This window comes from Nocardiopsis ganjiahuensis DSM 45031 (assembly GCF_000341085.1).
GTDB classification, from domain to species: domain Bacteria; phylum Actinomycetota; class Actinomycetes; order Streptosporangiales; family Streptosporangiaceae; genus Nocardiopsis; species Nocardiopsis ganjiahuensis.
Map to the genome: position 1 here is coordinate 45,750 of NZ_ANBA01000008.1, position 23,950 is coordinate 69,699.

24 protein-coding genes are annotated in these 23,950 nt (G+C 71.3%); 12 read left to right on the top strand and 12 right to left on the bottom strand.

The window, feature by feature from the left end:
• The first annotated feature begins 132 nt into the window (after positions 1–132).
• The gene (locus D458_RS0108785) at positions 133–690 is read left to right on the top strand and encodes a type 1 glutamine amidotransferase domain-containing protein (RefSeq protein ID WP_017586361.1); all 558 of its coding nucleotides are present in this window, start codon (positions 133–135) and stop codon (positions 688–690) included.
• Positions 691–832: 142 nt separating this feature from the next.
• On the opposite strand, the gene D458_RS35405 is transcribed toward D458_RS0108785, so the two are convergent.
• Both D458_RS35405 and D458_RS0108795 read right to left on the bottom strand, forming a co-directional pair.
• Positions 833–946: a methionine/alanine import family NSS transporter small subunit gene (locus D458_RS35405; protein ID WP_017586362.1), complete on the bottom strand. Its 114-nt coding sequence runs from the start codon at positions 944–946 to the stop codon at positions 833–835.
• Positions 946–2,565, bottom strand: a complete 1,620-nt coding sequence (locus D458_RS0108795; protein WP_026119126.1) for a sodium-dependent transporter — start codon at positions 2,563–2,565, stop codon at positions 946–948. Before D458_RS0108795 ends, D458_RS35405 begins: the two co-directional genes overlap by 1 nt.
• 499 nt (positions 2,566–3,064) lie before the next feature.
• On the opposite strand from D458_RS0108795, the gene D458_RS0108800 reads away from it, so the two are divergent.
• The 3 genes from D458_RS0108800 (at position 3,065) to D458_RS0108810 (ending at position 6,605) form a co-directional block, all read left to right on the top strand.
• Entirely contained in the window at positions 3,065–3,826 is a 762-nt protein-coding gene (locus tag D458_RS0108800) for an MBL fold metallo-hydrolase (protein ID WP_017586364.1), read from the top strand.
• 56 nt (positions 3,827–3,882) lie between these two features.
• A complete protein-coding gene (locus D458_RS0108805; RefSeq protein WP_017586365.1) occupies positions 3,883–4,812 on the top strand; it encodes a ribonuclease Z in 930 nt (309 codons plus the stop codon).
• A gap of 104 nt (positions 4,813–4,916) precedes the next feature.
• Entirely contained in the window at positions 4,917–6,605 is a 1,689-nt protein-coding gene (locus D458_RS0108810) for an OmpA family protein (protein ID WP_017586366.1), read from the top strand.
• A 166-nt stretch (positions 6,606–6,771) separates the two neighbouring features.
• On the opposite strand, the gene D458_RS0108815 is transcribed toward D458_RS0108810, so the two are convergent.
• Both D458_RS0108815 and D458_RS0108820 read right to left on the bottom strand, forming a co-directional pair.
• Positions 6,772–7,776, bottom strand: coding sequence for an EamA family transporter (locus tag D458_RS0108815; protein ID WP_017586367.1), 1,005 nt, complete (start codon positions 7,774–7,776; stop codon positions 6,772–6,774).
• A gap of 114 nt (positions 7,777–7,890) precedes the next feature.
• Positions 7,891–8,409: a GNAT family N-acetyltransferase gene (locus D458_RS0108820; RefSeq protein WP_017586368.1), complete on the bottom strand. Its 519-nt coding sequence runs from the start codon at positions 8,407–8,409 to the stop codon at positions 7,891–7,893.
• A gap of 41 nt (positions 8,410–8,450) precedes the next feature.
• Here D458_RS0108820 and D458_RS0108825 point away from each other — a divergent pair, with 41 nt between their 5' ends.
• Positions 8,451–9,011 carry a helix-turn-helix domain-containing protein gene (locus D458_RS0108825; RefSeq protein WP_017586369.1) on the top strand — a complete coding sequence of 187 codons (561 nt, stop codon included), beginning with the start codon at positions 8,451–8,453 and terminating at the stop codon, positions 9,009–9,011.
• Positions 9,012–9,018: 7 nt separating this feature from the next.
• On the opposite strand, the gene D458_RS0108830 is transcribed toward D458_RS0108825, so the two are convergent.
• The gene (locus D458_RS0108830; RefSeq protein ID WP_017586370.1) at positions 9,019–9,411 is read right to left on the bottom strand and encodes an ArsR/SmtB family transcription factor; all 393 of its coding nucleotides are present in this window, start codon (positions 9,409–9,411) and stop codon (positions 9,019–9,021) included.
• A 150-nt stretch (positions 9,412–9,561) separates the two neighbouring features.
• Here D458_RS0108830 and D458_RS0108835 point away from each other — a divergent pair, with 150 nt between their 5' ends.
• The gene (locus D458_RS0108835; RefSeq protein ID WP_017586371.1) at positions 9,562–10,674 is read left to right on the top strand and encodes an NADH:flavin oxidoreductase/NADH oxidase; all 1,113 of its coding nucleotides are present in this window, start codon (positions 9,562–9,564) and stop codon (positions 10,672–10,674) included.
• Positions 10,675–10,742: 68 nt separating this feature from the next.
• On the opposite strand, the gene D458_RS0108840 is transcribed toward D458_RS0108835, so the two are convergent.
• Complete coding sequence (locus D458_RS0108840; RefSeq protein WP_017586372.1) at positions 10,743–11,561, bottom strand: phosphotransferase; 819 nt, start codon at positions 11,559–11,561, stop codon at positions 10,743–10,745.
• A 134-nt stretch (positions 11,562–11,695) separates the two neighbouring features.
• Between D458_RS0108840 and D458_RS37485 the strand changes: the two genes are divergently transcribed.
• Positions 11,696–12,097 (top strand): hypothetical protein, encoded by a 402-nt coding sequence (locus D458_RS37485; RefSeq protein WP_017586373.1) that lies wholly within the window; start codon positions 11,696–11,698, stop codon positions 12,095–12,097.
• Positions 12,098–12,180: 83 nt separating this feature from the next.
• Here D458_RS37485 and D458_RS37490 read toward each other — a convergent pair whose 3' ends face one another.
• Together D458_RS37490 and D458_RS33235 are read right to left on the bottom strand one after the other, a co-directional pair.
• Complete coding sequence (locus D458_RS37490; protein ID WP_239647923.1) at positions 12,181–12,432, bottom strand: hypothetical protein; 252 nt, start codon at positions 12,430–12,432, stop codon at positions 12,181–12,183.
• Positions 12,378–13,223, bottom strand: a complete 846-nt coding sequence (locus D458_RS33235) for a Gfo/Idh/MocA family protein (RefSeq protein WP_239647924.1) — start codon at positions 13,221–13,223, stop codon at positions 12,378–12,380. The genes D458_RS37490 and D458_RS33235 overlap by 55 nt, the downstream gene beginning before the upstream one ends.
• Positions 13,224–13,492: 269 nt before the next feature.
• On the opposite strand from D458_RS33235, the gene gdhA reads away from it, so the two are divergent.
• Entirely contained in the window at positions 13,493–14,860 is a 1,368-nt protein-coding gene (gdhA, locus tag D458_RS0108855; RefSeq protein WP_017586374.1) for an NADP-specific glutamate dehydrogenase, read from the top strand.
• A gap of 371 nt (positions 14,861–15,231) precedes the next feature.
• On the opposite strand, the gene D458_RS0108860 is transcribed toward gdhA, so the two are convergent.
• The gene (locus D458_RS0108860; RefSeq protein WP_017586375.1) at positions 15,232–16,206 is read right to left on the bottom strand and encodes an aldo/keto reductase; all 975 of its coding nucleotides are present in this window, start codon (positions 16,204–16,206) and stop codon (positions 15,232–15,234) included.
• Between the two features lie 150 nt (positions 16,207–16,356).
• Positions 16,357–16,995 carry a TetR/AcrR family transcriptional regulator gene (locus D458_RS0108865; protein ID WP_017586376.1) on the bottom strand — a complete coding sequence of 213 codons (639 nt, stop codon included), beginning with the start codon at positions 16,993–16,995 and terminating at the stop codon, positions 16,357–16,359.
• Positions 16,996–17,092: 97 nt separating this feature from the next.
• Here D458_RS0108865 and D458_RS0108870 point away from each other — a divergent pair, with 97 nt between their 5' ends.
• Complete coding sequence (locus D458_RS0108870; protein ID WP_017586377.1) at positions 17,093–18,319, top strand: FAD-dependent monooxygenase; 1,227 nt, start codon at positions 17,093–17,095, stop codon at positions 18,317–18,319.
• A gap of 183 nt (positions 18,320–18,502) precedes the next feature.
• Positions 18,503–19,012, top strand: coding sequence for a DinB family protein (locus D458_RS0108875; protein WP_017586378.1), 510 nt, complete (start codon positions 18,503–18,505; stop codon positions 19,010–19,012).
• A gap of 70 nt (positions 19,013–19,082) precedes the next feature.
• Here D458_RS0108875 and D458_RS0108880 read toward each other — a convergent pair whose 3' ends face one another.
• Entirely contained in the window at positions 19,083–19,427 is a 345-nt protein-coding gene (locus D458_RS0108880) for a MerR family transcriptional regulator (protein ID WP_017586379.1), read from the bottom strand.
• 783 nt (positions 19,428–20,210) lie between these two features.
• Between D458_RS0108880 and D458_RS0108885 the strand changes: the two genes are divergently transcribed.
• On the top strand, positions 20,211–21,140 hold the full coding sequence (locus D458_RS0108885) for a hypothetical protein (RefSeq protein ID WP_017586380.1): 930 nt from the start codon (positions 20,211–20,213) through the stop codon (positions 21,138–21,140).
• Between the two features lie 146 nt (positions 21,141–21,286).
• Here D458_RS0108885 and D458_RS0108890 read toward each other — a convergent pair whose 3' ends face one another.
• Positions 21,287–21,739, bottom strand: coding sequence for a pyridoxamine 5'-phosphate oxidase family protein (locus D458_RS0108890; RefSeq protein WP_017586381.1), 453 nt, complete (start codon positions 21,737–21,739; stop codon positions 21,287–21,289).
• Between the two features lie 229 nt (positions 21,740–21,968).
• Here D458_RS0108890 and D458_RS0108895 point away from each other — a divergent pair, with 229 nt between their 5' ends.
• Positions 21,969–23,948 (top strand): zinc ribbon domain-containing protein, encoded by a 1,980-nt coding sequence (locus D458_RS0108895; protein ID WP_017586382.1) that lies wholly within the window; start codon positions 21,969–21,971, stop codon positions 23,946–23,948.
• Positions 23,949–23,950: the final 2 nt, after the last annotated feature.

Genomic DNA, 23,950 nt, shown 5'->3' on the forward strand with positions numbered 1-23,950 from the left:
GGCAGGGTCGCGGGGTTCGCGGTCGCATATGCGGGGCCCGGGTGTGAGTGAAGGGGTCTGGGCGGGTAGGGCCGCACGTGGTAGCGGACTCGTTCGGGTCCGCGCATCCGAGCAGTTAAGAGGGGGCACACCATGGCTGACGCACTCACCGGCCGCCGAGTGGCGATTCTGGCCGCCGACGGGGTCGAGCAGGTGGAGTTGGTCCGGCCCAGGCAGGCGCTGACCGACGCCGGGGCCGAAGTGGAGCTGGTGTCGTTGCCGGGATCGCTCGAATCACCGGGACAGATCCAGGCGATGAACGGCGACATCGAGCCGGCCGACCGGTTCGATGTGGACCGGGAGGTGTCCAAGGTCGGTGTCGAGGACTACGACGCCCTGGTCATTCCCGGTGGCACGATCAATCCGGACAACCTGAGGTCGGACGCTGACGCGGTGCAGTTCGTGCGCGACTTCGTGGCCCGGGGCAAGCCGGTCGCGGCGATCTGCCACGGGCCCTGGGTGCTGGTGGAGGCCGACGCGGTGCGCGGGCGCACCGTGACCTCCTACCCCAGCATCCGCACCGACATCGTCAACGCCGGGGGCACCGTGGTGGAGGAGGAGGTCGTCACCGACCACGGGATCACCACGAGCCGCAACCCGGACGACCTTCCGGCGTTCTGCGAGCGGATCGTTCGGGAGTTCGCCGCCTGAGCCGTCCCCGGCCCGGCCCCGACTCCAGCCGGGCCGGGGGCCCGCGGTGACGGGGCCCGGCCGGGTGTCCGGACGACGGCGAGGGGCCGCGGGCCGCTCGGTGCGGCTCGCGGCCCCTCGGGAACTGCGGTTCAGCTCGGGGCTACTCCGACTCGAGTTCGTCGGGGTGGCGTCGCAGGTGGACGATGGCGGCGGTGAAACCGCCCCACAGCAAGGTGATGGAGAAGACCATCATGACGATGGCGCTGGTGGACATCAGCGGTTCCCTTCCTGGTCGGAGTTGGGGACGGTCGCGCCGGAGGCCGTGATCCGGCTGGGGTCCTCCAGCTCGACCGGGGCCGTGCCGTCCGGCACGGCGGCGGCGCGTTCGGCGTCGTGGCGGGCGATGGCGTCAGCGCGCTTCCAGGGGATGCAGGCGACGACGATGCCGAAGACGATCGCGCCGATGGCGATGCCCCAGCCGGCGACCAGAAGGAAGCTCTCGGGGTAGCCCTCGTAGTTGGAGGTGAGCTCGGCGCGCAGGCTGTCCCACATCATGAAGCCCAGCAGGACGGGGGTGAGGCCGCCCAGGGCGATCTTCCACCACCAGTCCAGGCGGACCGAGGAGATCGAGCTGGCGTGCTTCTCGAACAGGGGCAGCTTGCGCAGGACCCAGCCGAACACGAGCACCATCACCAGACCGGCCAGCGCGATGCCGTACTGGTTGATGAAGTGGTCGAAGGCGTCGAGGATGTACAGGCCCTCGGGTGTGGGGAAGAGCAGGATGGAGGCGAGCGCCGTGGCGCCGCCGACCAGCAGGACGGTCTGGACACGGCCCATCCCGGTGCGGTCCTGGACCGCCGAGATGATCACCTGGACGATGCTGATCAGCGAGGTGATACCGGCGATGACCAGGGAGGCGAAGAACAGCACCCCGAAGAGCGCTCCGCCCAGCGGCAGGGTGGAGATGATCTGCGGGAAGGCGACGAAGGCCAGTCCGATGCCGGAGGTGGCGACCTCGTCGACGCTGGTTCCCGCGGCGGTGGCCATGAAGCCCAGGGCCGCGAAGACGCCGATGCCGGCCAGGAGCTCGAAGGAGCTGTTGGCGAAGCCCGCAACCAGGGCCGAACCGGTCAGGTTGGCCTTGCGGCGCAGGTAGGACGCGTAGGTGACCATGATGGCGAAGCCGATGGACAGGGAGAAGAAGATCTGTCCGTAGGCGGCGATCCACACCCCGCCGTCGAGCATGGCGCTCCAGTCCGGTGTGAACAGGGCGTCCAGGCCCGCGGCGGCGCCGTCCAGGGTGAGGGCCTGGATGACCAGCAGCACGAAGAGCACCACCAGCAGGGGGATGAAGATCTTGGTGGCCTTCTCGATGCCCTTGCGCACGCCCAGGGCCAGCACGACCAGGACGACGGCCCACACGGCGATCAGCGGCCAGGCCACTCCGGAGACGAAGCCGGAGACCATGCCGGGCTCGGCGCTGACCTGGAGGAAGTCGTTGAAGAAGAACGCGTCGGGGTCGTTGCCCCACTGCTGCCCGACGGAGAACCAGGTGTAGCGCACGCCCCAGGCCACGATGACGGCGTAGTAGATGGCGATGACGAAGCAGATCGCCACCTGCCACCAGCCGATGGCCTCGGCGGGGCGAGAGATGCGCCGGTAGGCGAGCGGAGCCGAGGAACGGTACCGGTGCCCGATGCTGTACTCGAGGATGAGCAGCGGGATACCCGCGGTCAGCAGAGCGATGAGGTAGGGGATGAGGAAGGCCCCGCCCCCGTTGTCGTAGGCGATGTAGGGGAATCGCCAGATATTGCCCAGTCCGATGGCCGATCCGATCGCGGCCATCAGGAATCCCGCGCGCGTCCCCCACTGCTCGCGAGGCTGTTGCCCCATGTTCAGGTCTCCTAAATCATCCCGTAGTTCGCGATCCGCACGGTAGCAGGAATTGGTCTTTTGAGCATTATTGGGGCTGGTCTGTGCGCTGCATGCCTCTTGTGTTCGGGCTTTTGATGCTGGTTTGTCTAGCCCCCGAGAAGTCTCTGACGGGGGGTGAAAGTGTCAAGCCGCACTTACCGGACACGTTCAGGCCGCCTCATCGGGTGCGCGTGGCGGAATCGATGAATCGTTCGTCGAACCCGATATGACCGACGAAGGGACGGCCCTCCCGGAGGCAGGCCTTCGGGGGAGGCCGCCGCGGGTGCCGCCGGCGGGCCCTCCCTCTCGGCACGGGAACGCACGCCCTGGTCGGCGAACAGGAGGCGGGCGGGCCTGGTGTGGCACAAGCGGCGAATGCGGCCGGTGGGTCGCACAGCGCTAGAAGAGGTGTTCGCGGGTAGAAGTGAGGGGTGGGGTTCGATGTCGGGTTCCCACCCACGACCCACCGGGAGGAAACATGACCCATGTCCCTGACGAGGTCGCTCCCGGCGTGTACCGGATCGGCGATCCCCTGGTGAACTTCTACCTGGTGGAGACCGCTGACGGGCTGGTCATGGTGGATGCCGGGCTGCCCGCGCACAGCGGCCAGTTCCTGGACGCGGTCGCCTGGGTCGGAGGCCAGCTCAAGGCGGTGGTGCTCACCCACGCCCATCCCGACCACACCGGTCTGGCCGAGCGGGCCCGCGACCAGGGCGGGGCCCGGGTGTGGGTGCACGAGGGCGACGCCCCGATCCTGGAGGACGGTCCCACCAGCGCGATGATCCACGCCCACCCCGAACGGTCGCTGCTGCCCTACCTGGCCCGTCACCCCTCCGCGGTTCGGACACTGATGCGGTTGGGCTACGCCGGGGCCTTCAGCTCGGCCCGGGTGCGCGAGTACACCGTTTTCGGTGACGACGAGGTGTTGGAGGAGGTGCCGGGCCGTCCCCGGGTGCTGTCCGCGCCGGGCCACACCCCGGGCAGTGTCCTGGTCTTCTTCGAGGATCGCGGGGTGGTGTTCACCGGCGACGCCCTGGTCACCGTCGACCCCAGCGTCGGTTGTGCGGGGCCGCGGGTGGTGAGCAGGATGTCCACGCACGACAGCGTCCGGGCCCTGGAGTCGCTGGACCGCCTGGCCGCACTGCCGCGCAGCACCCTCCTGCTGCCCGGGCACGGAGGCCCCTTCACCGACGGCCCCCGCGCGGCGGTGATCCGGGCCAGGGCGACGGGCGTGCGCTGACCGCAGCCGAGAAACGGAGCAGCGCCGCGCGGGGGAGCGGTGGAACAATGCACCCCATGTCCGTACGCGAACTCGTGGTCCTGGGAACCTCCAGCGCCGTGCCCACCCGCAGGCGCAACCACAACGGCTACTTCCTGCGCTGGGGTGAGCGCGGTGTGCTGTTCGACCCGGGCGAGGGCACCCAGCGGCAGATGCGCGCGGCCGGTCTGGCCGCCCACGACATCACCCGGATCTGTGTGACGCACTTCCACGGGGACCACAGCCTGGGCCTGCCCGGAATCATCCAGCGCATCGCCCGCGACCAGGTGCGGCACACGGTGCGGGTGGCCTACCCCGGCTCCGGTGAGCAGTACTGGCGCCGGCTGCGCCACGCCACGTCCTTTCGCGACACCGACGTGATCGTCCCCCAGCCCGTGGGCGGCTCGGGCGGTTGCGTGGTGGGCCCGGAGGAGCCCTTCACCGTCACGGCGCTTCCGCTGCGCCACTCGATGCCCGCCTACGGCTACCGGCTGACCGAACCCGACGGGTGGCGGATGCTGCCCGAGCGCCTGGAGCACTTCGGGGTGCGGGGGCCCGACATCTCCCGGCTCCAGCTCGAGGGGTCGCTGGAGTCGGCGGACGGGCGGGTGGTGGAGCTGGCCGAGTGCGCGGTGCCCCGGCCCGGCCAGGTGTTCGCGTTCGTGATGGACACCGGGGTGTGCGCCCAGGCGGTGGAGCTGGCCCGGGGCGCGGACATGCTGGTCATCGAGTCCACCTACCTGGACTCCGAGGAGCATCTGGCAGAAGGGTACGGGCACCTGACCGCGCGCCAGGCAGGTCGGATCGCCGCCCGGGCGGGCGTGCGTCTCCTGGTGCTGACCCATCTGTCGGAGCGCTACGAGGAATCGCAGGAGGGGGACTTCGTGGCCCAGGCCGGCGAGGAGTTCGACGGCCCGGTGGTGCTGGCCGCGGACCTGGACCGGATCGCGATGCCCGCACGGCGCTGACCTGGCCTGTCAGGGATCCATAAAATCCTGTCTCCCATGAACCATCTGGGTGTTGCCGTAGTCCAACGCCATGTTGTATTTGTGCGTTTTGGAAGGCTTTCGACATGGCGACCCGCTCTGCCCCCGTGCCCCTGACCGCCCCCGGCCGGCTTCGGCTGCGCGCGGGAGCGGCCCTGACCGTCCTGGCACTCACGACTACGGGCTGCGGCCTGGTCGGCGGCTCCGAACCCGAGGAGTCCGGTGAGGCCGCCCCCGAAGAGCTCTCCGTGGACTACCCCGAAGGCCCCTACGAGCGCCGGGGTGTCAGCGGCGGCAACATCCGCTACGACTCCACCCTGCGCGTGGACGAGATCGTCGGCTACGCCGACCGCACCGTCCTGCGGTTGACCGTCTCACCCGAGGGCGAAGAGGGTGAGGACGTCAACGCCCTGAACGCCTTCGCCCCGGGTGCGCTGAACAAGCACGGCCAGGCCCCGATCGGTTTCTCCCTCATCGACCCGGTCGGGCAGCGGGTCTACGACCCCGCCCAGGACGACACGGGGTTCGTGGGCTCGGAGATCTCCCCCCGAACGGTGGTGGGCGCCCACTACGAGCTGGAGGCGCACTTCCCGCCCCTGCCCGCCGGAACCGGCCGGGTCAGCCTCGCCACCCCCGGCACCCAGGGGATCTTCACCGGCCTTGCGGTGGACGACTCCTTCGACTCCCCGTGGGACCCGGCCTCGGCCCCCGCACAGGAGGCGCCCGCCTACACGGACGTCGAGCCCGGTCAGACCGTCACGATGCCCGTCACCGACGGCCCGGTCCCCGAGGAGGGCGTCGACCTGTACAGCGTCGTGGAGAGCGCCGAGTCGGTCAGCCGGACCTCCGGCAGCGAACACCAGGTGGACCTGGACGCCGACGTGCTCTTCGCCTTCGACGAGGCCGAGCTCACCCCCGAGGCCACGGCCACACTGGACGCGGTGGTCCAGGAGACCCGGGAGAAGGCCGACCCCGAACTGCCGCCGATCACCGTCGTCGGGCACACCGACGGCCAGGGCGGTGACGACCACAACCAGACCCTGTCCGAGGCCCGCGCCGATGCGGTGCTGCGGTACCTGAAGGCGGAGCTGGGTACGGACTACGAGTACGCGGCCGAGGGCCGTGGTGCCACCGAACCCGTGGCCGAGGAGGGCGGGGAGGACGACGAGCAGGCGCGGGCGCGCAACCGTCGTGTGGAGATCTCCTACAACATCCTCAAGGTGGAGGAGAGCGTGGAGACCGGCACGGAGGAGGAGACCGCCTCGTCCCTGGTGGGCACCGGCAACGTCGCTGCGCCCGCGCCCTACGCCGAGCCCGCCCAGGAGGCGGTGGCCCGCGGCCAGGCGGAGGCCTCGACCAATTTCCCCTACGACTTCGAACTGTTCTCCCTGCGCCGCGACGGCGCGTTCGTGGTCGCCGAGTTCGATCTGACCAACACGGGGTCCAACACCGTCACCCAGGCCCAGGGCGCGTTCTTCGGTGAGAACGGGATCCAGGGCGGACGGTTCGGATCGTTCGGGATCCAGGACCCCGGCAGCGGTGACGTCTACCGGTCGCTGCGGGTCGGACAGGCCGAGGTGGACGGGGAGAACCCCCTGGTGGGTACGCGGTTCGACGACACCCCCTACCTGGAGCCGGTGGGCTACCCCTACCTGATCGAGAGCGGCACGACCAACCGGGTCCAGCTGCACTTCCCGGCTCCGCCGCTGGACGTGGAGACGGTGACGTTCGACGCGGGCCCCTTCGGTGAGTTCGAGGGCCTGCCCCTGCGGTAGGGCCGATCCGGGGAGCCGAGGCCGGTGTCGGAGCGGAAGACGGCCCCGGAGCAGGCGGTTTCCGCCCCTGCGGGAGCGCTTCCCGGCCGGTGCGGGCCGGTGTCGGGGCCCCGCCTTCGGGGAGCGCTCCGGGGGCGGGGCCTCAGCGGCACCCTCGGCGGGCCGCTCAGCGGCGGTCCAGGGTCGCGGGGTCCTCCTCGGGAGCGGGTGCGTCGGCAACGGCCGGGGCCTCTTCGTCCCCCGTGGCCGCGGGGGCGGCCTCCGGCGCGCTCGGCACGGCGGTCTGGGCGATGAAGGCACCGGCCACGATGACCACGGCGCCGAGGATCTGCACGGGGGTGAGGGCCTCACCGAGCAGCACCCAGGCCAGCACGATGGCGGTCACCACCTCCAGGTAGGCCACGGCACCCGCGACCTGCGGGGACAGCCGTTTGATCGCCGAGACCCCGGTGAAGTAGGCGACCGCGGTGCACACCAGCCCCAGCCACAGCGCGATGGTCCACCCCGGCAGGGAGAGCCCGCCCAGGGGGAGGGGTTGAGCGAGCAGCCCCCACGGCAGGGTCCAGGGCTGGGCGAGCACACCCAGCAGGGCCGTGGCGATCAGGGCGCCGAAGGCGATCACCGCCAGCGGGTCGGTGTCCTCGCCCATGGCGTCCCCGAGCAGGAAGAACGCGGCCTGGGCCGCGGCCGCGCCCAGGGCCAGGCCGACTCCGATCGCGTCCAGGCGCATCCCGGCCCACACCTCCAGCAGCAGGCCGAGGCCGGCCACGGCCAGGACCACGCCCACGACCGCGGCGGGGGAGACCCGGTTGCGTCGCACCACCCGCACCCACAGCAGCACCAGCACCGGGCCCAGGAACTCCAGGAGCAGGGCGATCCCCACCGGGATGCGGGCGATGGCGGCGAAGTACAGGGCCTGCACACCCGCCATGGGGAAGACGCCGTAGGCCAGGACCAGGAGCGGTCTGCGCTGGGCGACCCGCCAGTGGCGGACCGCAACGGGCAGCAGGATCAGCGCGGCTCCGGCCACCCGCAGCCAGGTGACGTGCAGCGAGTCCATCCCCGCGTCCAGCAGGGGGCGGGCGAAGACCCCCGAACCGCCGAAGGTCAGGGCGGAGGCGAGCGCGAAGGCCAACCCCGAGGGACGGTGGCGGGCGGTGTGCGCGGTCAAGGAGCCCTCCAGGGGATTGATGGGGAGATGGGACCTCGTCGAGCATAGGCCTGGCGGCCCCGGGAGCGAGCCGCCGGCCTCGGGCCCTCCCCCGGGAAGGTCGGCCGCGGGGCTCTACTCGGCGGGGACCAGGTCCAGCTGGGCCCAGGCCACGTCGTGCCAGGCGCCGTGCTTGTGCCCCACCCGTGGCATGACCCCCACGTCCTCGAACCCCATCGCCCGGTGCAGGCCCAGGCTGGCGTCGTTGGGCAGGGTCATGCAGGCGATGGCGGTGCGCATGCCGCGCTCGGCCAGGCGGGGCATCAGTTCGGCGTACAGGGCCCGGCCCGCGCCCCGGCGGTGACGTCCCCGCTCCAGGTAGACGCTGACCTCGCAGGTCCACTGGTAGGCGGCGCGGGTGCGGAAGGTGCCGCCGTAGGCGTAGCCGGCCACGCCCCCCTCGTCCTCCAGGACGATCCACGCGTGCCGGCGCTGGGCCGCGGTGATGCGTTCGGCCATCTCCTCGGGGGAGGGCGGCTCCAGCTCGAAGGTGATGGAGGTGTCGGTGACGTAGGGCGCGTAGATCGCCGCGCACGCCGCCGCGTCGGCCCCGGTGGCGTCGCGGATGCCGGCGCGTGTCAGCAGAGAGTTCATAATTGAAGATGATAAGCGATTGTGTCCACTATGGTGAACGCATGAGCGACGAACTGGGACCTGCCCTCGCCGTGACCCTCCAGAGCCTGCGCCGCGAGCGCGGTCTGAGCGGCGCCGCCCTGGCCGAACTCTCCGGGGTCTCCCGCGCCATGATCAGCCGGATCGAGAACGGGGACGCCCAGCCCACCGCCTCCCTGCTGGGCCGCCTGTCCGGCGCGCTGGGCATCACCCTGTCCGAACTCATCGCCCGGGCCGAGCAGGGTGATCGCCGCCTGGCCCGCCGGGACCAGCAGCCCGTCTGGACCGATCCCGAGACCGGCTACCGCAGGCGCGCGGTCTCGCCCACCTCGGGCGGCCCGCTGGAACTGGTCGAGGTCGAACTCCCCGCGGGCGCGCGGGTGGCCTACCCGGTGGAGGCCTACACCTTCACCCGCCACCAGATCTGGGTGCTGGCGGGCACGCTCGTCTACCGCGAGGGGGCGCTCGAGCACGTCCTGGGGCGGGGGGACTGCCTCCAGCTCGGTGCGCCCGCGCCCGGTGAGTACCACAACCCGACCGAGGAGACCTGCCGCTACCTGGTGGCCGTCACGCGCCGGGGATAGGGCGGTCTCAGCTGCCGACCCTGTCCCGGCCCGGGGTCGCAGCGGTGTCCCGGTCCGGGGAGGGGCGTGCGTCCTGGGCGTTCAGCACGGCCGCGAGCAGGCCGGGGAAGCGTTCCTGCAGGTCCTGCTCGCGCAGGCGGCTCATGCGGGAGGTGCCCTCGTAGTACTGGCGGATGATCCCGGCCTCGCGCAGCACCCGGAAGTGATGGGTCGAAGTGGACTTGCTCACCGGGAGCTCGAAGGCGATGCAGGCCATGTCCTCGTGCCCCTGGGAGAGGTCGTGCACGATGCGCAGTCGGATCGGGTCGGCGAGCGCGCTCAGCACCGCCTCCAGCTGGATCTGGCCGGCCTCGGGGTGCTCCAGCTGTCGGCCCTGAACGGCTCGTGTGCTCCTGGGCATGCTGGGACCTTCCGTCGGCATGGCTTTTCCGTCAATGTACGAGAAGCGTCGTAGTTTGACAATCTTCGTAGTACGACATGTAGCGTACGAACGCTGGAGGGTGCTTCCCCTCCGTCCGCACCATGCCCGCCCGAGTGAAGGACGCCGACCGTGAGCACCCTGTTCACCCCGCTGAAACTGCGGTCCCTGGAGATCCCCAACCGTGCCTGGATGGCACCGATGTGCATGTACTCCGCGCCCGACCAGGGCCCGCACACCGCAGCGCCCACCGACTTCCACCTGACCCACCTGGCCTCCCGCGCCGCCGGCGGCGCCGGACTGGTCATGGCCGAGGCCACCGCGGTGCGGCCCGACGGGCGGATCAGCCCCTGGGACCTGGGCCTGTGGAACGACACCCAGCAGGCCGCCTTCGCCCGCCTCACCGCCGCCGTCCGCGCCCACGGCTCGGTCCCGGCCGTCCAGCTCGCCCACGCCGGACGCAAGGCCGCCACCGACAAGCCCTGGCTCGGCGGCCGCGGGCTGAGCGCCGACGAGGGCGGCTGGCCCACGGTCTCCGCCAGTGCCGAGCCCTTCGAGGGCCTGCCCGCGCCCCACGAACTCACCCAGGACGAGATCACCCGGCTGGTGGGCGACTTCGCCGCCTCCGCCGAACGCGCCCTGGCCGCCGGATTCCAGGTCGCCGAGGTCCACGGCGCCCACGGCTACCTCATCAACACCTTCCTGTCCCCGGTGGCCAACCACCGCACCGACGCCTACGGCGGTGACCTCCAGGGCCGCATGCGTCTGGCCCTGGAGATCGTGGAGGCCGTGCGCGGGGTCTGGCCCGAACACCTGCCGGTGCTGTTCCGCACCTCGGCCACCGACTGGCTCAGCGAGAACCCCGAGGACCCGCGCCAGGGCTGGGCGGCCGAGGACACCGTGCGGCTGGCCAAGGAGGTCGCCGCCCGAGGCGTGGACCTGCTCGACGTGTCCACCGGCGGCATGGTCCACGACGCCCGTATCCCCGCCGAACCCGGCTACCAGGTGCCCTTCGCCGAACGCGTCCGCGCCGAGGCCGGCCTCCCCACCGCGGCCGTCGGCCTCATCCTCGAACCCGCCCAGGCCGAGGAGATCGTGGCCACGGGCCGGGCCGACGCCGCCATGCTCGGCCGCCAGCTGCTGCGCGAGCCCTACTGGCCCCACCGCGCCCGCGCCGAACTCGGGGACCAGCCCGCCTGGCCCGAGCAGTACGGCTACGCGGTGGCCCGCCGCAAGAAGGACTGAAGCGCCCGGTCGCCCCCGGGGACGTGCCCGAAGGACCGGCCCGGGTTCGGCGGTCGAGGCCGGCAGGGTCAGCGGGTCAGGGACCGGAGGAAGGCGGGGCGCTGCTCCGCCAGCCAGGCGCTGCGACGGTCCTTGCGGCGCTCCCACGCGGACCAGCCGCCGACGCGCTCCACGTCCCGCACGAACAGCGGATTGCCGCGGTCGAACATGTCCTTGACGAAGACGCGGGAGACCTCGTTGTACTGCTCGATCACCTCGGGCAGCGCCCGGCGGTCGGCCTCGGACATGCCGTAGCCGTCCGCGAGCAGGCGCAGGCGGCGCAGGACGTTCGCACCGGCGAACTCCGACTCCGCGAGTGCCTCCGGCGGCAGGGTCGGGCCCAGGTAGAAGGCCAGGGCCGCCAGGTCCCAGACGGGGCGGCCCGGGGCGGCCAGGTCGAAGTCGATCAGGGCGTGGCCCACGCCGTCGCGGAAGACCAGGTTCTCCAGGCAGGGGTCGTTATGACACAGCAGGGAGCCGCCCCGGGGATCGCTCAGGGCAGTGGGCCAGTCCGCCCCGGTGTCGAAGGGCACGTGCGCGGCGGCGTCGTGGTAGCGGCGCAGCAGACGGGCCGAAGCACCCACCACCCAGTCCTTCCCCGCCCAGGCGGGGAAGGGCGGAACGGCCACGTCGCCCTCGACGAAGGTGAGCTCCTCGGTACCGTCCCCGTGCAGGGCCAGCGGCCGGGGAGCACCCTCGAACCCGGTGTCGGCCAGGGCTGCGAGGAAGGCCTGCAGGGCGGGGGCGTGCGGCGGTGCGGTGCGCACGACACGGTCGCCGCGGCGGAAGACGGTGTTCATCATGCCGCCGCTCAGCGGCTGGTCCCGGTCCTGGTCTCCGGCGGTCATGCCTGGCCTCCACGTCCTCGAAACGGTCCGCGGCACGGAAAACCCGTGGCGCCCCGAAGGCAACCAACCTACTGTCGTGGCTCTGCGAGGCACAGGAAACCGCTGGAGGGCCCGCAGGAGACCGGAGGAGGACCGTGTCGCGCCGCCGCTCACCGCAGGAGAAGAAGTTCCTGAGTTACCAGAAGGACCGCCGCAACAACTACGGGGAGAACGACAAGAGCTCCCGTAAGAACATCGCCCGCAACAAGCGCCGCCAGGCGCGGGTACCCCGCCGTCGGGCCGCCGAAGCGCTGGCCGTGACCAGGGGCGGGCTCGACGCGGACTCCTGCGCCGAGGCCCAGGAGCGGATCGAGGGGCGCAGGCCCACCGAGCGCTGGGTCTGGTCCAAGTGGCGCGACGCCACCCTGGCCCAGGACGTGCTGTGGAAGCTCGGCGCCCGGGTGCGAGCGCAGGGGCGGGAGGGGGCCGACGCGCGAAGGCTGGAGCGGATCCGCCGCGTCCACGCACGCGTGTGCCACCGAGATCCCGCCGAATGAGCCCCGCCGGCCCATCCCTGTCGGTGGAGGCGGTTGCGGGAACGCTGACCGCGGTCGGCGGGCGAAGGTGCGACGAGGCCCTCTCAGGTGAGGTCGGCGACGGTGACGGGAACCGATCCCCGGGCCAGGGACTCGGCCCCGGCCACTCCCACCAGCGAGGCCGCCACGGCTTCGCGCGCCCCGGTGACCGGGGGCGCCCCTTCCTCGACCGTGGCCCGAAAGCCCTGGAGCAGCAGTACCGTGCCCTCGGCCCCGCGGTCGAGGGTCGCGCCCTCCAGGGTCAGGGCCGGGGCACGCGCTCCTCCTCCCGGACGCCCCCGTCCGCGTGGGTCCACCCTTCGGTGCGGACCCTCACGGACCAGGCTCGGTCCCCCTGGGCGCGGACCGACTCGGCCAGACCACGCTCACCGCGCACCGACACCCAGCTCCAGTGGCTGTCCGGCTCTCCTGACAGGAATCCGTTGCGGGTCAGGGCCAGGGCGCCGGTGGACAGGCGCACCGCCATGACGCTGGCCTGGCGGGGCGTGGAGGTGTCCGCGGAGAAGGCCGTGACCTGGACCGGGCGGGCGCCGGTGAGCGCCAGGATCGGGGAGAGCGAGTGGGTGCAATAGGCGGTGGAGGCGATCCTGCCCCGCCAGTGGTCCGGGTCCGCGATGAGGCCGCCGATCCCCTCGGGAGACATGCTGTGCAGGTAGTCCGCCTCGATGTGGGTGATCCGGCCGATCTCGGGCAGCGCCTCGCGGATCAGGCGCACGTGCGGGTGCAGCACATAGTTCTCGGCCAGCGAGTAGGTGGCGGAGGAGCGCTCGGCCGCTTCGACGAGCCGGCGCCCCTCCGCCGCGTCGGCGCAGGCGGCGGTCTCGGAGAGGACGTGCACACCGTGTTCGAGGAAGGCGATCGCCAGGGGCGCGTGGGCGTCGAAGTCGTTGGCCAGGACCACCCCGTCCAGGCCCTCCTCCAGCAGGTCGCGCCAGTCGCTGACCCGCCGGGCGCGCGGCAGGGCCTCGGCTGCCCGGGCCAGAGCTGCCGGATCCCGGTCGCACACGACCGCGACGTCGATTCCGAGCCTTGCGCACCATGTCGCCAGGTGCAGGCCCATCCCCAGTCCCACCACTCCTACGCGCATGGTGCGATCGTGGTCGCCGCCCGGTGTCGGCGCAACTGGTTTTCGGCTCGTATGCGCGGACGAGGATCGGCGAAAGCACGCGGTGTGGCCTCGAGAGCGGGTCTGCGAAGTATGTTCACATCAAGGAAATACACTGGCAACATGAGTGGTGGTTACCGCCCGTAGGAGCCCTTCGGGGCGGTGCCTACCAGCTTCCTCGACCGACCGCGGTTCCCGGCACAACGGCGTGCGGGGTGCCCGTTCCAGCAGTGAGAAGGGAACGCACTCGTATGCCGCTTTCCAATGGTGCCCGGGAGGCCCAGCACCCGGGCGTCCGCAGCGCCTACGAACACGTAGCGCGCCGCAACCCCGACGAGCCGGAGTTCCAGCAGGCGGTTCTGGAGGTCCTGGACAGCCTCTCGCCCGCGTTGACCAGCCACCCCGAGTACGCCGACCAGCGGGTGCTGGAGCGCCTGTGCGAGCCCGAGCGTCAGCTCATCTTCCGGGTCCCGTGGCGTGACGATCAGGGGAACGTGCACGTCAACCGGGGTTTCCGGGTGGAGTTCAACAGCGCTCTGGGCCCGTACAAGGGCGGCCTGCGCTTCCACCCCAGCGTCAACCTGGGCGTGGTCAAGTTCCTGGGGTTCGAGCAGATCTTCAAGAACGCCCTCACCGGGATGGGTATCGGCGGCGGCAAGGGCGGCAGCGACTTCGACCCCAAGGGGCGCTCCGCCACCGAGATCGAGCGCTTCTGCCAGTCCTTCATGACCGAACTCCACCGCCACCTGGGCGAGTACACCGACATCCCCGCCGGTGACATCGGTGTGGGCACCCGTGAGATCGGCTACCTGTTCGGGCAGTACCGGCGGCTGAGCAACCGCTGGGAGGCCGGGGTCATCACCGGCAAGGGCCTGGACTGGGGTGGTTCGGCGGTCCGTACCGAGGCCACGGGGTACGGGACGGTGCTGTTCACCCAGCGGATGCTGGAGCGCAACGGCCGCGATCTGGACGGCATGCGCGTGGTGGTCTCCGGGTCGGGCAACGTGGCGATCTACGCGGTGGAGAAGGCCCAGCAGCTGGGCGCCGTCGTGGTCGCCTGCTCCGACTCCGGTGGTTACGTGGTCGACGAAAAGGGCATCGACCTGGACCTGCTCAAGCAGGTCAAGGAGGTCGAGCGCGAGCGGATCAGCGCCTACGCCGAGCGGCGCGGCGCGGCGAAGTACGTCGAGGGCGGCAGCGTGTGGGACGTGCCGTGCGAGGTGGCGCTGCCCTCGGCGACACAGAACGAACTCGGCGCCGAGGCCGCCAAGACCCTGGTGGACAACGGTGTGCTGGCGGTGGCCGAGGGCGCGAACATGCCCACGACCCCCGAGGCGGTCAAGGTGTTGCGTGAGGCCGGGGTGCTGTTCGCCCCGGGCAAGGCGGCCAACGCCGGAGGTGTGGCCACCAGCGTGCTGGAGATGCGCCAGAACGCGCGGCGCACCTCGTGGTCCTTCGAGCACGCCGAGTCGGAGCTGGCCGAGACGATGGCCGGGATCCACGACCGCTGCGAGGAGGCGGCCGAGCGGCACGGCGCCAAGGGCGACTACGTGCTGGGCGCCAACGTCGCCGGTTTCGAGATGGTCGCCGACGCGATGCTCGCGCAGGGGCTCATCTAGCGCCAAGAACGGCACGTGTAGGGCAGGCCGTCAGGGGCGGCCCCGCGAACCCCTTCGGGTTCCGGGGCCGCCCCTCGCGTTGTGTCCGGTTTCCCTGGAATGCAGACCCGTTTTTCTGCGGAGAACGGGTCTTTTTTGCGTGCGTGAGAAAGGTGGGTCGGACCGCGCGGCCGGGTCCGGGTGGCCGGCCGAGGCGGACCCGGGCCGGTCGGAACGCGTGCGGCGCTCCCTGGATCAGGGGAGCCGGGAACCGCTCCTCCGCTTCGGCTCTGGTGAAGCCGCCTTCTCCGCTGGGTCCGGTGCGGGACGCGATCCGGGAATGGCCCGGGCCGGGGCCGACAAGGTGCGTCAGGCCCTGGCCCGGGAGGGGGTCACCACAGGTGGTGGACCTGGGGGCGGATGAGCTCGTCGTAGACCTCGCGGACCTGTTCGTGGGTCTTGGCGTCCAGCGGCGCCAGCCGCGCGGCGGCGGCGTTGGCTCGGGCCTGGTCCCCGTTGCGGGCGCCGGGGATGACCACGCTCACCCCGTCCTGGTCCAGGATCCAGCGCAGCGCGAACTGGGCCAGGGTGGCACCCTCGGGCACCAGGGGGCGCAGGCGTTCGACGGCCTCCAGACCGGTCTCGAAGTCCACACCGGAGAAGGTCTCGCCCTTGTCGAAGGCCTCGCCCTGGCGGTTGAAGTTGCGGTGGTCGTCCTCGCCGAAGCGGCTGGCGGCGGTGTACTTGCCCGACAGCAGGCCGCTGGCCAGGGGGACCCGAACGATGATCCCGGTCCCGGACGCCTTGGCGGCGGGCAGGACGCGCTCCAGGGGCTTGTGCCGGAAGGCGTTGAGGATGATCTGCACGCTGGCCACGTTGGGGCGGGCGATGGCCGCCAGCGCCTGGTCGCAGGTCTCCACCGAGACCCCGTAGGCGCGCATGCGCCCCTCGGAGACCATGGCGTCCAGGTCGTCGAAGACGGCGTCGGTGTCGATGACGGCCGAGGGCGGGCAGTGCAGCTGCACGAGGTCGACGGTGTCCACGCCCAGGTTGCGGCGGGAGTCGTCGTTCCAGGCACGGAAGTTGCCCGAGTTGTAGTGAGCGGGGTCCTGGGCCATGCGGCGGCCCATCTTGGTGGCCACGGTCAGGTGGGGATGGTCCTTGAGGAGCCGGCCGACGAGTCTTTCGCTGCGCCCGTCACCGTAGACGTCGGCGGTGTCGACAAAGGTGACGCCTTCCTCCACGGCTGTGTTCAGGGCGTTCAGGGCGTCGGCCTCACTGACCTCGCCCCAGGCGGAGCCGATCTGCCAGGCGCCGAAACCGACGATGCCGACGTCGGCGACGGTACCGAGTTCGCGTGTGTCCATAGCCGTGATCCTAGAGCGTCCGGTACCGCTCCCAATCAGGGTCTTTCGGCCCTGGGTGGTTGGGGGCCGGATCTGCCGCAGGCGCCCGGTCCCGTCGGGCCCGGGTGTCCGGGCCTTCGGGGCGGTGCCGTGGCCGCCCGCGGAACGACGCTAACCGGGGCCGGGGGCGAGCGCTCCGCGCACCATCGCCTCGGTGAGGGTGCGCACGGAGGCCTTGTCCAGGAGCTCGACGGGGCGTGCGGTGAGAGTGAACAGGGCGCCGCCGTACAGGGTGATCAGGGTGGCGATCGCCTCCGGTGAGGCCCCGGTGCCCAGGTCCTCGTGCAGCCGGGCGGTACCGGCGAACGCGGTGCCTTCGAGCTCGGCGAGGACGGCGGCGAGCGCGGGGCGGCGGCGCGCCTCCAGCTGGAGTTCGAAGATCGCCAGGTAGCGCTCGCGCAGGGTGGTCACCTCGGTCCACAGGGATTCGGTGAGCAGGTCCACCATGGTCCGGACGGTGGCCTCGGCCCGCTCCTGTGGCGGGGTGGTGTCCGGGTCGGGCAGGGGGGAGGAGGCGGCGACCGCGGCGGTGGCCTCCGCGGCTTCGGCCAGGTGGACCTCCGCGATCCGCTCGGCGGCGGTGATGAGGAGCTTCTCCCGGTTGCGGAAGTAGTTGGTGGCGGTCCCCGCTGGTACGCCCGCGCGTGCCTCGACGGCGCGGTGGGTCAGCCCGTGGGTCCCCTGCTCGGCCAGAAGGGCGATGGCCGCGTCCGCCAGGGCGCGGCGTCGTTGCAGGTTGGCGGGAGGCATGGGGGTGATTATAGGGCCCGGAAAGTTACCACTACTATCGTATTGAATGAGGAGGGGCGGAACCGATCCGCCCGCCGGGAGCAGACGGGGGAGCCCCATGAGTGAGCGCACAGCGACGGTCGTCGGCGGAGGTATCGCCGGACTGGCCTCGGCCCTGTCCCTGGCCCGGGCCGGTTGGAGGACGCGTGTGCTGGAGTCCCGTTCGGGGACGACCGAGGTCGGGTCCGGCCTGGCCCTGCCGCGCAACGGCGTCGTGGCCCTGAACGCCCTGGGCTTCGACGACGCCGAGATCGACCGGACCGGCCACCGCACGCAGATGACGGGTTTCGTGGACACCCTCGGTCGGCCCATCCTGACCATGCCCGTCGACGACCCGCAGGTGCGCGAGTTCACCACCGTGTGGGGGTTCCACCGGCAGAGACTGCACGGACTGCTGGCCCGGGCCGCGCACCAGGAGGGCGTGGAACTGGTGCGCGGGGCACGTGTGACAGGTGTGGCAGCCGGTCGCCCCGAAGGTGCGCCCGCCGTGGTCAGCTGGCAGCAGAGGGGAACCGGCCCGGACACGACCGGCCACGAGACCGAGTCGGATCTGGTGGTGGGAGCCGACGGCCTGCGGAGCGCCGTACGCGGCGCACTCCACCCCCGGGTGCGCCCCCTCTACAGCGGCAGCACCGACTGGCGGGCCATCGTGCCCGTGGCGGCACTGCAGGGCACCGGGCTGGACGGGCGGCTCGTGGAGTACTGGGGACCGGGCACGGAGTTCGGGGTCATGCAGGTCAACGCCGAACAGGTGTACTGGTACGGGCACATCAAGGCGCCCGAGCGGGCGGTCTTCGACGACGAGCTCGCCACCGCGCGCGCCGGCTTCGCCGGCTGGGCACCCGAAGTGCTCGCCCTGATCGACGCCACCACCCCCGACCAGATCATGCGGCACGACGTCCACCACATGCCGGAGGGCCCACAGAGCTACGTCCGGGGGCGGGTGGTGCTGATCGGAGACGCGGCCCAGGGCGCCCTGCCCACAGGGGGGCTGGGCGCGGCCAGCGCCCTGGAGGACGGTGCCAGCCTGGGCCGGCTGGTGGGACCGGCCCGCCGGGGAGACCTCGAGCGGGCCCTGGCCGGGTTCGACGCCCTCCGGCGTCCGCGCCGCCGCGCCCTGGCCCGACAGGCCCGTGTCGTCGCGCGTTGGGGAGCGGACCTGGGCGGCGGCTGGCGGCAGAAGCTGCGCAACTCCGCGTTTCGGCTGGTCCCCGCAGGCGCCGTGGTCAAGTCGAGGAAGGACGTCGTGCACTGGGCGCCGCCCGCACCCCTGATCCCCGCCTGAGCGGGTCCGGCCCGGGGCTCAGCTCGCCAGGCCGCGCTCGCCCCGGCCCTCGTGCTCGGTCTCCACCAGGTGGGCGATGCGTCCCACAGGCCGCCGATCCGATCGGCGGCGAGCTCGGCCGCGGGGTCCGGGTGAACAGAAATCCGTTGCTCCGGTCCCGGTCAGGGCTTAGAGTCATCGCCCATGAGCGATCCCCGCACCGACCCGCCTTTCATCGCCGACGAGCGGGCCATGCTCGACAACTGGCTGGACTGGCACCGCGAGACCCTGGCGGTCAAGTGCCAGGGCCTGACCGACGAACAACTGCGTGAGCGTTCCGTGCCGCCTTCGCCGATGTCCCTGCTGGGGCTGGTCCGGCACATGGCTCACGTGGAGTACGTCTGGTTCCGTGTGATCCTCGAAGGAGAGGAGTGGAACTCCCCGGTCAAGGACGACGACACCAACCCCGACGGTGACTTCCTGGACGTGGACACCGCCTCCCCGGAAGAGGCCTTCGCGCTGTGGCGCTCGGAGATCGAGCACGCCCGGAAGGTCTCGGCCGGGCTCTCACTGGACGCGGTCGGTAAGAAGCAGCGCCACGGCGAGGACTGCTCACACCGTTGGATCCTGGTGCACATGATCGAGGAGTACGCCCGCCACAACGGCCACGCGGACCTGATCCGCGAACGCGTCGACGGGGCCACGGGGGAGTAGCCACCCGGAAGCCCGGGCACGGCCCTGCGGGCGGGGCCGAGCCGCGAGCACCGTCAGTACCGGCTCCGGGTCAGGACGATCCCTCCCCGCCGACCGGGGAGGCGGAGGAGCGGGCGCGCAGTTCCTCGTTGATGCGCTGCGCCTCCTCCAGCTGGTCCTCCAGGATGATGATGCGGCACGCGGACTCGATCGGTGTGCCCTCGTCCACGAGTTCACGCGCTCGGGAGGCGATCCTGAGCTGGTAGCGGGAGTAGCGTCGGTGCCCGCCCTCCGAGCGCAGGGGCTCGATCAGTTTGGCCTCACCCAGAGCGCGCAGGAAGGCCGGCGTGGTGCCGATCATCTCCGCGGCGCGGCCCATGGTGTAGGCGGGGTAGTCGTCATCGTCGAACCGGTGGCCGGTCTCGGGACGGGACAAGCGTTTCTCTTTCTCCTGATCGCACGTCGAGGGCCCCAGCGCCGAACGGCGCTGGGGCCCGAGAGTTCAGAACCATCTACCGGCCGCTGCCGGTCTTCCGCTTCCCGAGGTCGAACTGGGACGGGATCGCGGGGATCGCGGTTGTGTGACCGTGGACCACCTTCTTCCGAACCGGGGCCTGCGGTACCCGGGCTGTTTCTGCTCATGCCCAGGCGATCCTGATGGCGCTGCTCCTCTCGATCTCAGTGCACTTCTCACTACTACGGTGCTACCGGCTCCCGGCGCCTACAACCATGCGCCGGTCAAGCCTTCCTGCGTCTTTCTTCCTGCTCGGCGTTCCCCGTACAGGCGGAAGGCCGTCCTGCGGTACTGCGTACAGCCCAACTGCGGTGAAACATCCTGCGGTACTTCGATACTTCGATACTGCGGTGACGCGTACTGCGGTCCTACCGGCTCCCAGCACCTTCCAACACGTGCGCGCTGGTCGAGCCGACCCGCTTTCTCCTTGCTGCGCGGCCTTTCCCGTACGGGCGAAAGACCGGTCCTGCGGTACTTCTGTACTGCTTCCACCGGCGTATCCGGTGGTCCTGCTGGTGGATCTCTGTGCCTACGACAGGAAATCTAGCAGCACTCCCAGGGGATGTCTACAGTCACCGATATAGATTTTCGTGTGTTCCGCGATGAGGTATCCGAGTCGGGGGACAGAGCGTGACGCTTGGGGACACAGTGCGGTGGGCAGGGCCCGGCGGTGAGGCCCGCCAGGGCGGAGGAGAGGATCGGAGCATGCCCCTGGACCCCGTTCACAGCTCCGGATCCGTCGACCCGCTCGGTTGCGGCGCCGCCGAGGAGGCGGCAGCCGCGGTGCGGGCCACGAGCGCGCGCGTCGTCGCCCTGGACACCCGGTTCGGCGCCCGTGGCGTGGTGGGCACGGCTGTCGGGGCCGCCGTACGGGCACACCGTGCCGCCGCGACACGCTTCGACGGCGACAGGGACGTCCTGGCCGCCGCCTCCGAGGCGCACCAGATCGCCGGTTGGGTCGCCTTCGACTCCGAACTCCAGGGCCTGTCCAGGCGCATGAGCGCGACGGCACTGAGTCTGGCCCGGGCGGCCGGGGACCGGTCCATGGAGTACTTCGTGCTCAGCCAGCTGGCCCTGCAGGACATTCACCTGTGCCGGCCGAGCGAGGCCGCGCGGATCTGCGACACGGCCCTGTCCGACGGTGTCCGGGGGAGCGTTGCCACCCTGTTCACCCTGCGTGCGGCACGGGCCGCGGCGCAGACGGGCGAACACCGGCAGGCCCGGCGTCTGATCCGACACACCCGCGGCCGCTACCTGGACGGGCCCCGGTCAGGGGATCCGGCATGGACCTGGTGGCTGACCGAGGCGGAGATCAGCTGGCACCAGGCCATGATCTGCACGGACGCCGACGCCTGGGGGCAGGCCGCCGAACACTTCGCCGAGGCCTGTCACGGCGTGCCCGGCCACGGCCGCGCGGCTGCCATCAACCGGGCGAGCCTGCTGTGCGCGCTGGCCAGGGCCCGCTCCTGGGACGAGGCCGAGGCCGTGCTGGTGCGCGATGTCCTGCCTCACCGGGGCGAGGTGGTCTCGGTACGCACCCAGCGCATGCTCGACCACGCCGCCCGGCTCCTGGACGGAGCCCGCGGCAGGCCGTCCCTACGCGAGACCGCCCGCCAACTCCGCCGGAGGCCCTGAGCGGCCGCGCCCGAAGCCAGTGCTCTCCAGACACAGCGAGCACAGCGGCACCGGGAGAGGCGGGTGTTCAGGGGTGCCCTCCGGGTGACGCTGGTGCTCGGGCCCTGCGCAGAGGGCGGACAAGGGCAGAACCTCAGAGGCAGCGGTCAGGGCATGGTCTTGGACAGGTCCTTGACCACGGTGCGTTCGGGGGTGAAGCGGACCAGGCGGGCGTCGTCGGCGAAGTACCGGAAGTCCGGGTGCCAGCCGCTCTCGTCATCGCCCAGGTAGCGGCGGAGCTTGCGTCTGCTCAGGGCCGGGTCGAAGGGCACCACCTCGGCTCTGCCCCGCATGATCACCTGGAGGAACTCCATCCGCTCCAGGTCGCAGGTGTCCACCACCACGGCCGTGCGGGCGTCGCGTTCCAGGTGCTTGGCCATGACCGCGTACGTCCCGGTGATCCACCACAGGAACCCCGCCTCCCACAGGAACCAGACCGGTCTGACCGTGGGCTCCCCGGCGGCGTTGGTGGTGGCCACCCGGGCGACCAGGGGGCGGGCGAGGAAGGCGTCGACGTCGAAGGGATGTGCCTGCTGGGGGGTGCTGGGAGTGTCGGCCACATTCCCAGGCTATCCAGTTTTTTAGTGATCTCTCATTCCCCTCAGTTCTGCTCCGGGTGGCCTGGATGTGCTGACCGCTGGGTTTGGCCCAAACCCCCGCCCTTTGTCACTCCCCCGTGCCATGATTCGAACATGTCCACCCCCTCCCAGCCCACAGCCCACCCCTGGCCGGGGCGCGCGGCCGCCCCGGCCAGGGCGGGCCGATCCGGGCCGCGCGAGGTGGTGACCGGTGAACCACAAGATCCCGCTCGCCGAAGGCCAGGCCTCCCGCACCGCCTGTGTCCGCACGCTCGCCCACTCCGGTGTGGATGAGAAGACCGGCGAACTCCTCACCGCTTCCACCCTGGCCGAACGTGTGGGCTGGTGCACCGACCTGGTGGCCCAGATGACCGGCGCGCTGCTGACTGCACACTGGAACTCCACCGACGTGGACACGCTGGCCGCCGGGGCCGATGCCCAGGGCCGCAGACTCCCCTCGAACGCGTGGATGGCGCTGCGCCGCCTGGGCTGGACCACCGCACCGCCCGAGGGTGTGCGGGTCAACGACCGGATCGTTCGGATGGCCCAGGAGACGGCCGGGCGCGTCTTGCGGTCGGTGAAGTGGCGTACTGGTGTGGTGGCCGGGGTTCTGGCGACCTGGCCCGCTGATCCGGGCAAGCGCACCCGGGCCGAGTGGGACGCCGTCCGCGTCGCGATACCGGGCGGTGAGCATCTGCCCTCCAGCGTCATCAAGTCCCGCACCCGCCAGGTCACCGCGTTCGCACGCGAGAACGGGCGCCTTCCCACGGACGTGTTCGAGTTGGAGGGCGTTCCACCGGCCGCGCCCATGCTGCTGCTGGCCGCGTGCGACGCCCAGCAGGCCACCCTCGAACGCTCCGTGACCGAGCCGACCAAGGTCCTGCTGCGGTTGCAGCTGCCCACCTGCCCCGACCCCGCCTCCTACCGGGACTGGACGTGGGTGGCCTGCCCGATCACGCTGGCGCCCACCATCCCGGCGAACGCCGTGGTCCACCTGCCCACCCTGCGCACCGTCGGCAAACAGGTACGCGCTGATCTGGCCTACACCCACCCCGTGCCCAAGGCGTCCCGCTCCGGGCACACGGTTGCGCTCGGGGTGGACTGGGGACTGAACACCTTGCTCTCAGCGGGAGCGGCCCGGCTGGGCGAGGACGGGCGCATCACCGCCCTGGGCAGCGGCGCCCAGTTCCGGGCCGGGGGTGTGCTGGCCAAGCAGGACCGGCTGCGCCGCCAGGGCGAGTTCCTGCACGCCAAGACCGACCAGTACGCCCGGCTCGCCGACCCCGCTCTGGAGGGCAAGGCCCTCGTCCTGGCCGAAGAGATCCAGCGTGTCTGTGACCGCCGATCCAACCTCAACCAGGCTCTGGCCGCATCGGCCGCCCGCTGGGCTGTGGACCAGGCCATTACGGCCGGGGCCACGGTCATCTACCTGGAGGACCTGAGGTCGATGGAAGCGGGCGGCATGGGCCGCACGCACAACCCCCGCCTGTCCCAGACCGTGCGCGGGCGCATCGCTGAGCGGATGCGGCACCTGGCCGCCGAGGTCGGCATCGCGGTGGTGAGCGTCCCGGCTGAGAACACCTCCAAGCACTGCCCGCACTGCCTCACCCGGCTGCGGCACCGCAAAGCCCCCGACCGGCCCACCACACCAGGCTGGAAATGGGCCATCTGCCCGAACACCGGCTGCGGGTGGCAGGGCGACCGCGACCACGGAGCCTGGCGACGCATCGCCGCACGCGGTCTGACCCACCAGGCCAAGACCGTCATGGACACCACCAGCACCACCATGGTGATCCGCACGGTCATCGACAAACTCGAAGCCAAAGCCGTCATCACGGCCACCCCGAAAGCCAGCCGGAAAGACCGGTCCAAGACCGGACCCACCCGGCCCCGAACCCACCCTCCCGCGCCCAGGCGACGCGGGATTCCCTCGCCTGCCAGGCCCCAAAGCCCGGCCGGAAAGCGTCCGGAGGGACACGCACCAACGGACCGGCCAGGGCTGCCCCGCGCAGCCCACCGGCACCAGGGCGTGGCCACACACATGGCAACGATCAGTACACCCACCACCAGCCGACATCGGCCACGCGGAGCAGCACTGGGCGCGGGATTCCATCTCCACGCTCACGCCACCCCGCCCAGATGGGCAGAACCCGCGCCAGACCTTACGGTTCGCATGGGTTCGCTTAACTGATC

Coding starts and splice junctions, on each gene's coding strand:
- D458_RS0108785 (WP_017586361.1), top strand. CDS start 133: ATGGCTGACGCACTCACCGGCCGCCGAGTGGCGATTCTGGCCGCCGAC.
- D458_RS35405 (WP_017586362.1), bottom strand. CDS start 946: ATGTCCACCAGCGCCATCGTCATGATGGTCTTCTCCATCACCTTGCTG.
- D458_RS0108795 (WP_026119126.1), bottom strand. CDS start 2,565: ATGGGGCAACAGCCTCGCGAGCAGTGGGGGACGCGCGCGGGATTCCTG.
- D458_RS0108800 (WP_017586364.1), top strand. CDS start 3,065: ATGACCCATGTCCCTGACGAGGTCGCTCCCGGCGTGTACCGGATCGGC.
- D458_RS0108805 (WP_017586365.1), top strand. CDS start 3,883: ATGTCCGTACGCGAACTCGTGGTCCTGGGAACCTCCAGCGCCGTGCCC.
- D458_RS0108810 (WP_017586366.1), top strand. CDS start 4,917: ATGGCGACCCGCTCTGCCCCCGTGCCCCTGACCGCCCCCGGCCGGCTT.
- D458_RS0108820 (WP_017586368.1), bottom strand. CDS start 8,409: ATGAACTCTCTGCTGACACGCGCCGGCATCCGCGACGCCACCGGGGCC.
- D458_RS0108825 (WP_017586369.1), top strand. CDS start 8,451: ATGAGCGACGAACTGGGACCTGCCCTCGCCGTGACCCTCCAGAGCCTG.
- D458_RS0108830 (WP_017586370.1), bottom strand. CDS start 9,411: ATGCCCAGGAGCACACGAGCCGTTCAGGGCCGACAGCTGGAGCACCCC.
- D458_RS0108840 (WP_017586372.1), bottom strand. CDS start 11,561: ATGACCGCCGGAGACCAGGACCGGGACCAGCCGCTGAGCGGCGGCATG.
- D458_RS33235 (WP_239647924.1), bottom strand. CDS start 13,223: ATGCGCGTAGGAGTGGTGGGACTGGGGATGGGCCTGCACCTGGCGACA.
- gdhA (WP_017586374.1), top strand. CDS start 13,493: ATGCCGCTTTCCAATGGTGCCCGGGAGGCCCAGCACCCGGGCGTCCGC.
- D458_RS0108860 (WP_017586375.1), bottom strand. CDS start 16,206: ATGGACACACGCGAACTCGGTACCGTCGCCGACGTCGGCATCGTCGGT.
- D458_RS0108865 (WP_017586376.1), bottom strand. CDS start 16,995: ATGCCTCCCGCCAACCTGCAACGACGCCGCGCCCTGGCGGACGCGGCC.
- D458_RS0108870 (WP_017586377.1), top strand. CDS start 17,093: ATGAGTGAGCGCACAGCGACGGTCGTCGGCGGAGGTATCGCCGGACTG.
- D458_RS0108875 (WP_017586378.1), top strand. CDS start 18,503: ATGAGCGATCCCCGCACCGACCCGCCTTTCATCGCCGACGAGCGGGCC.
- D458_RS0108885 (WP_017586380.1), top strand. CDS start 20,211: ATGCCCCTGGACCCCGTTCACAGCTCCGGATCCGTCGACCCGCTCGGT.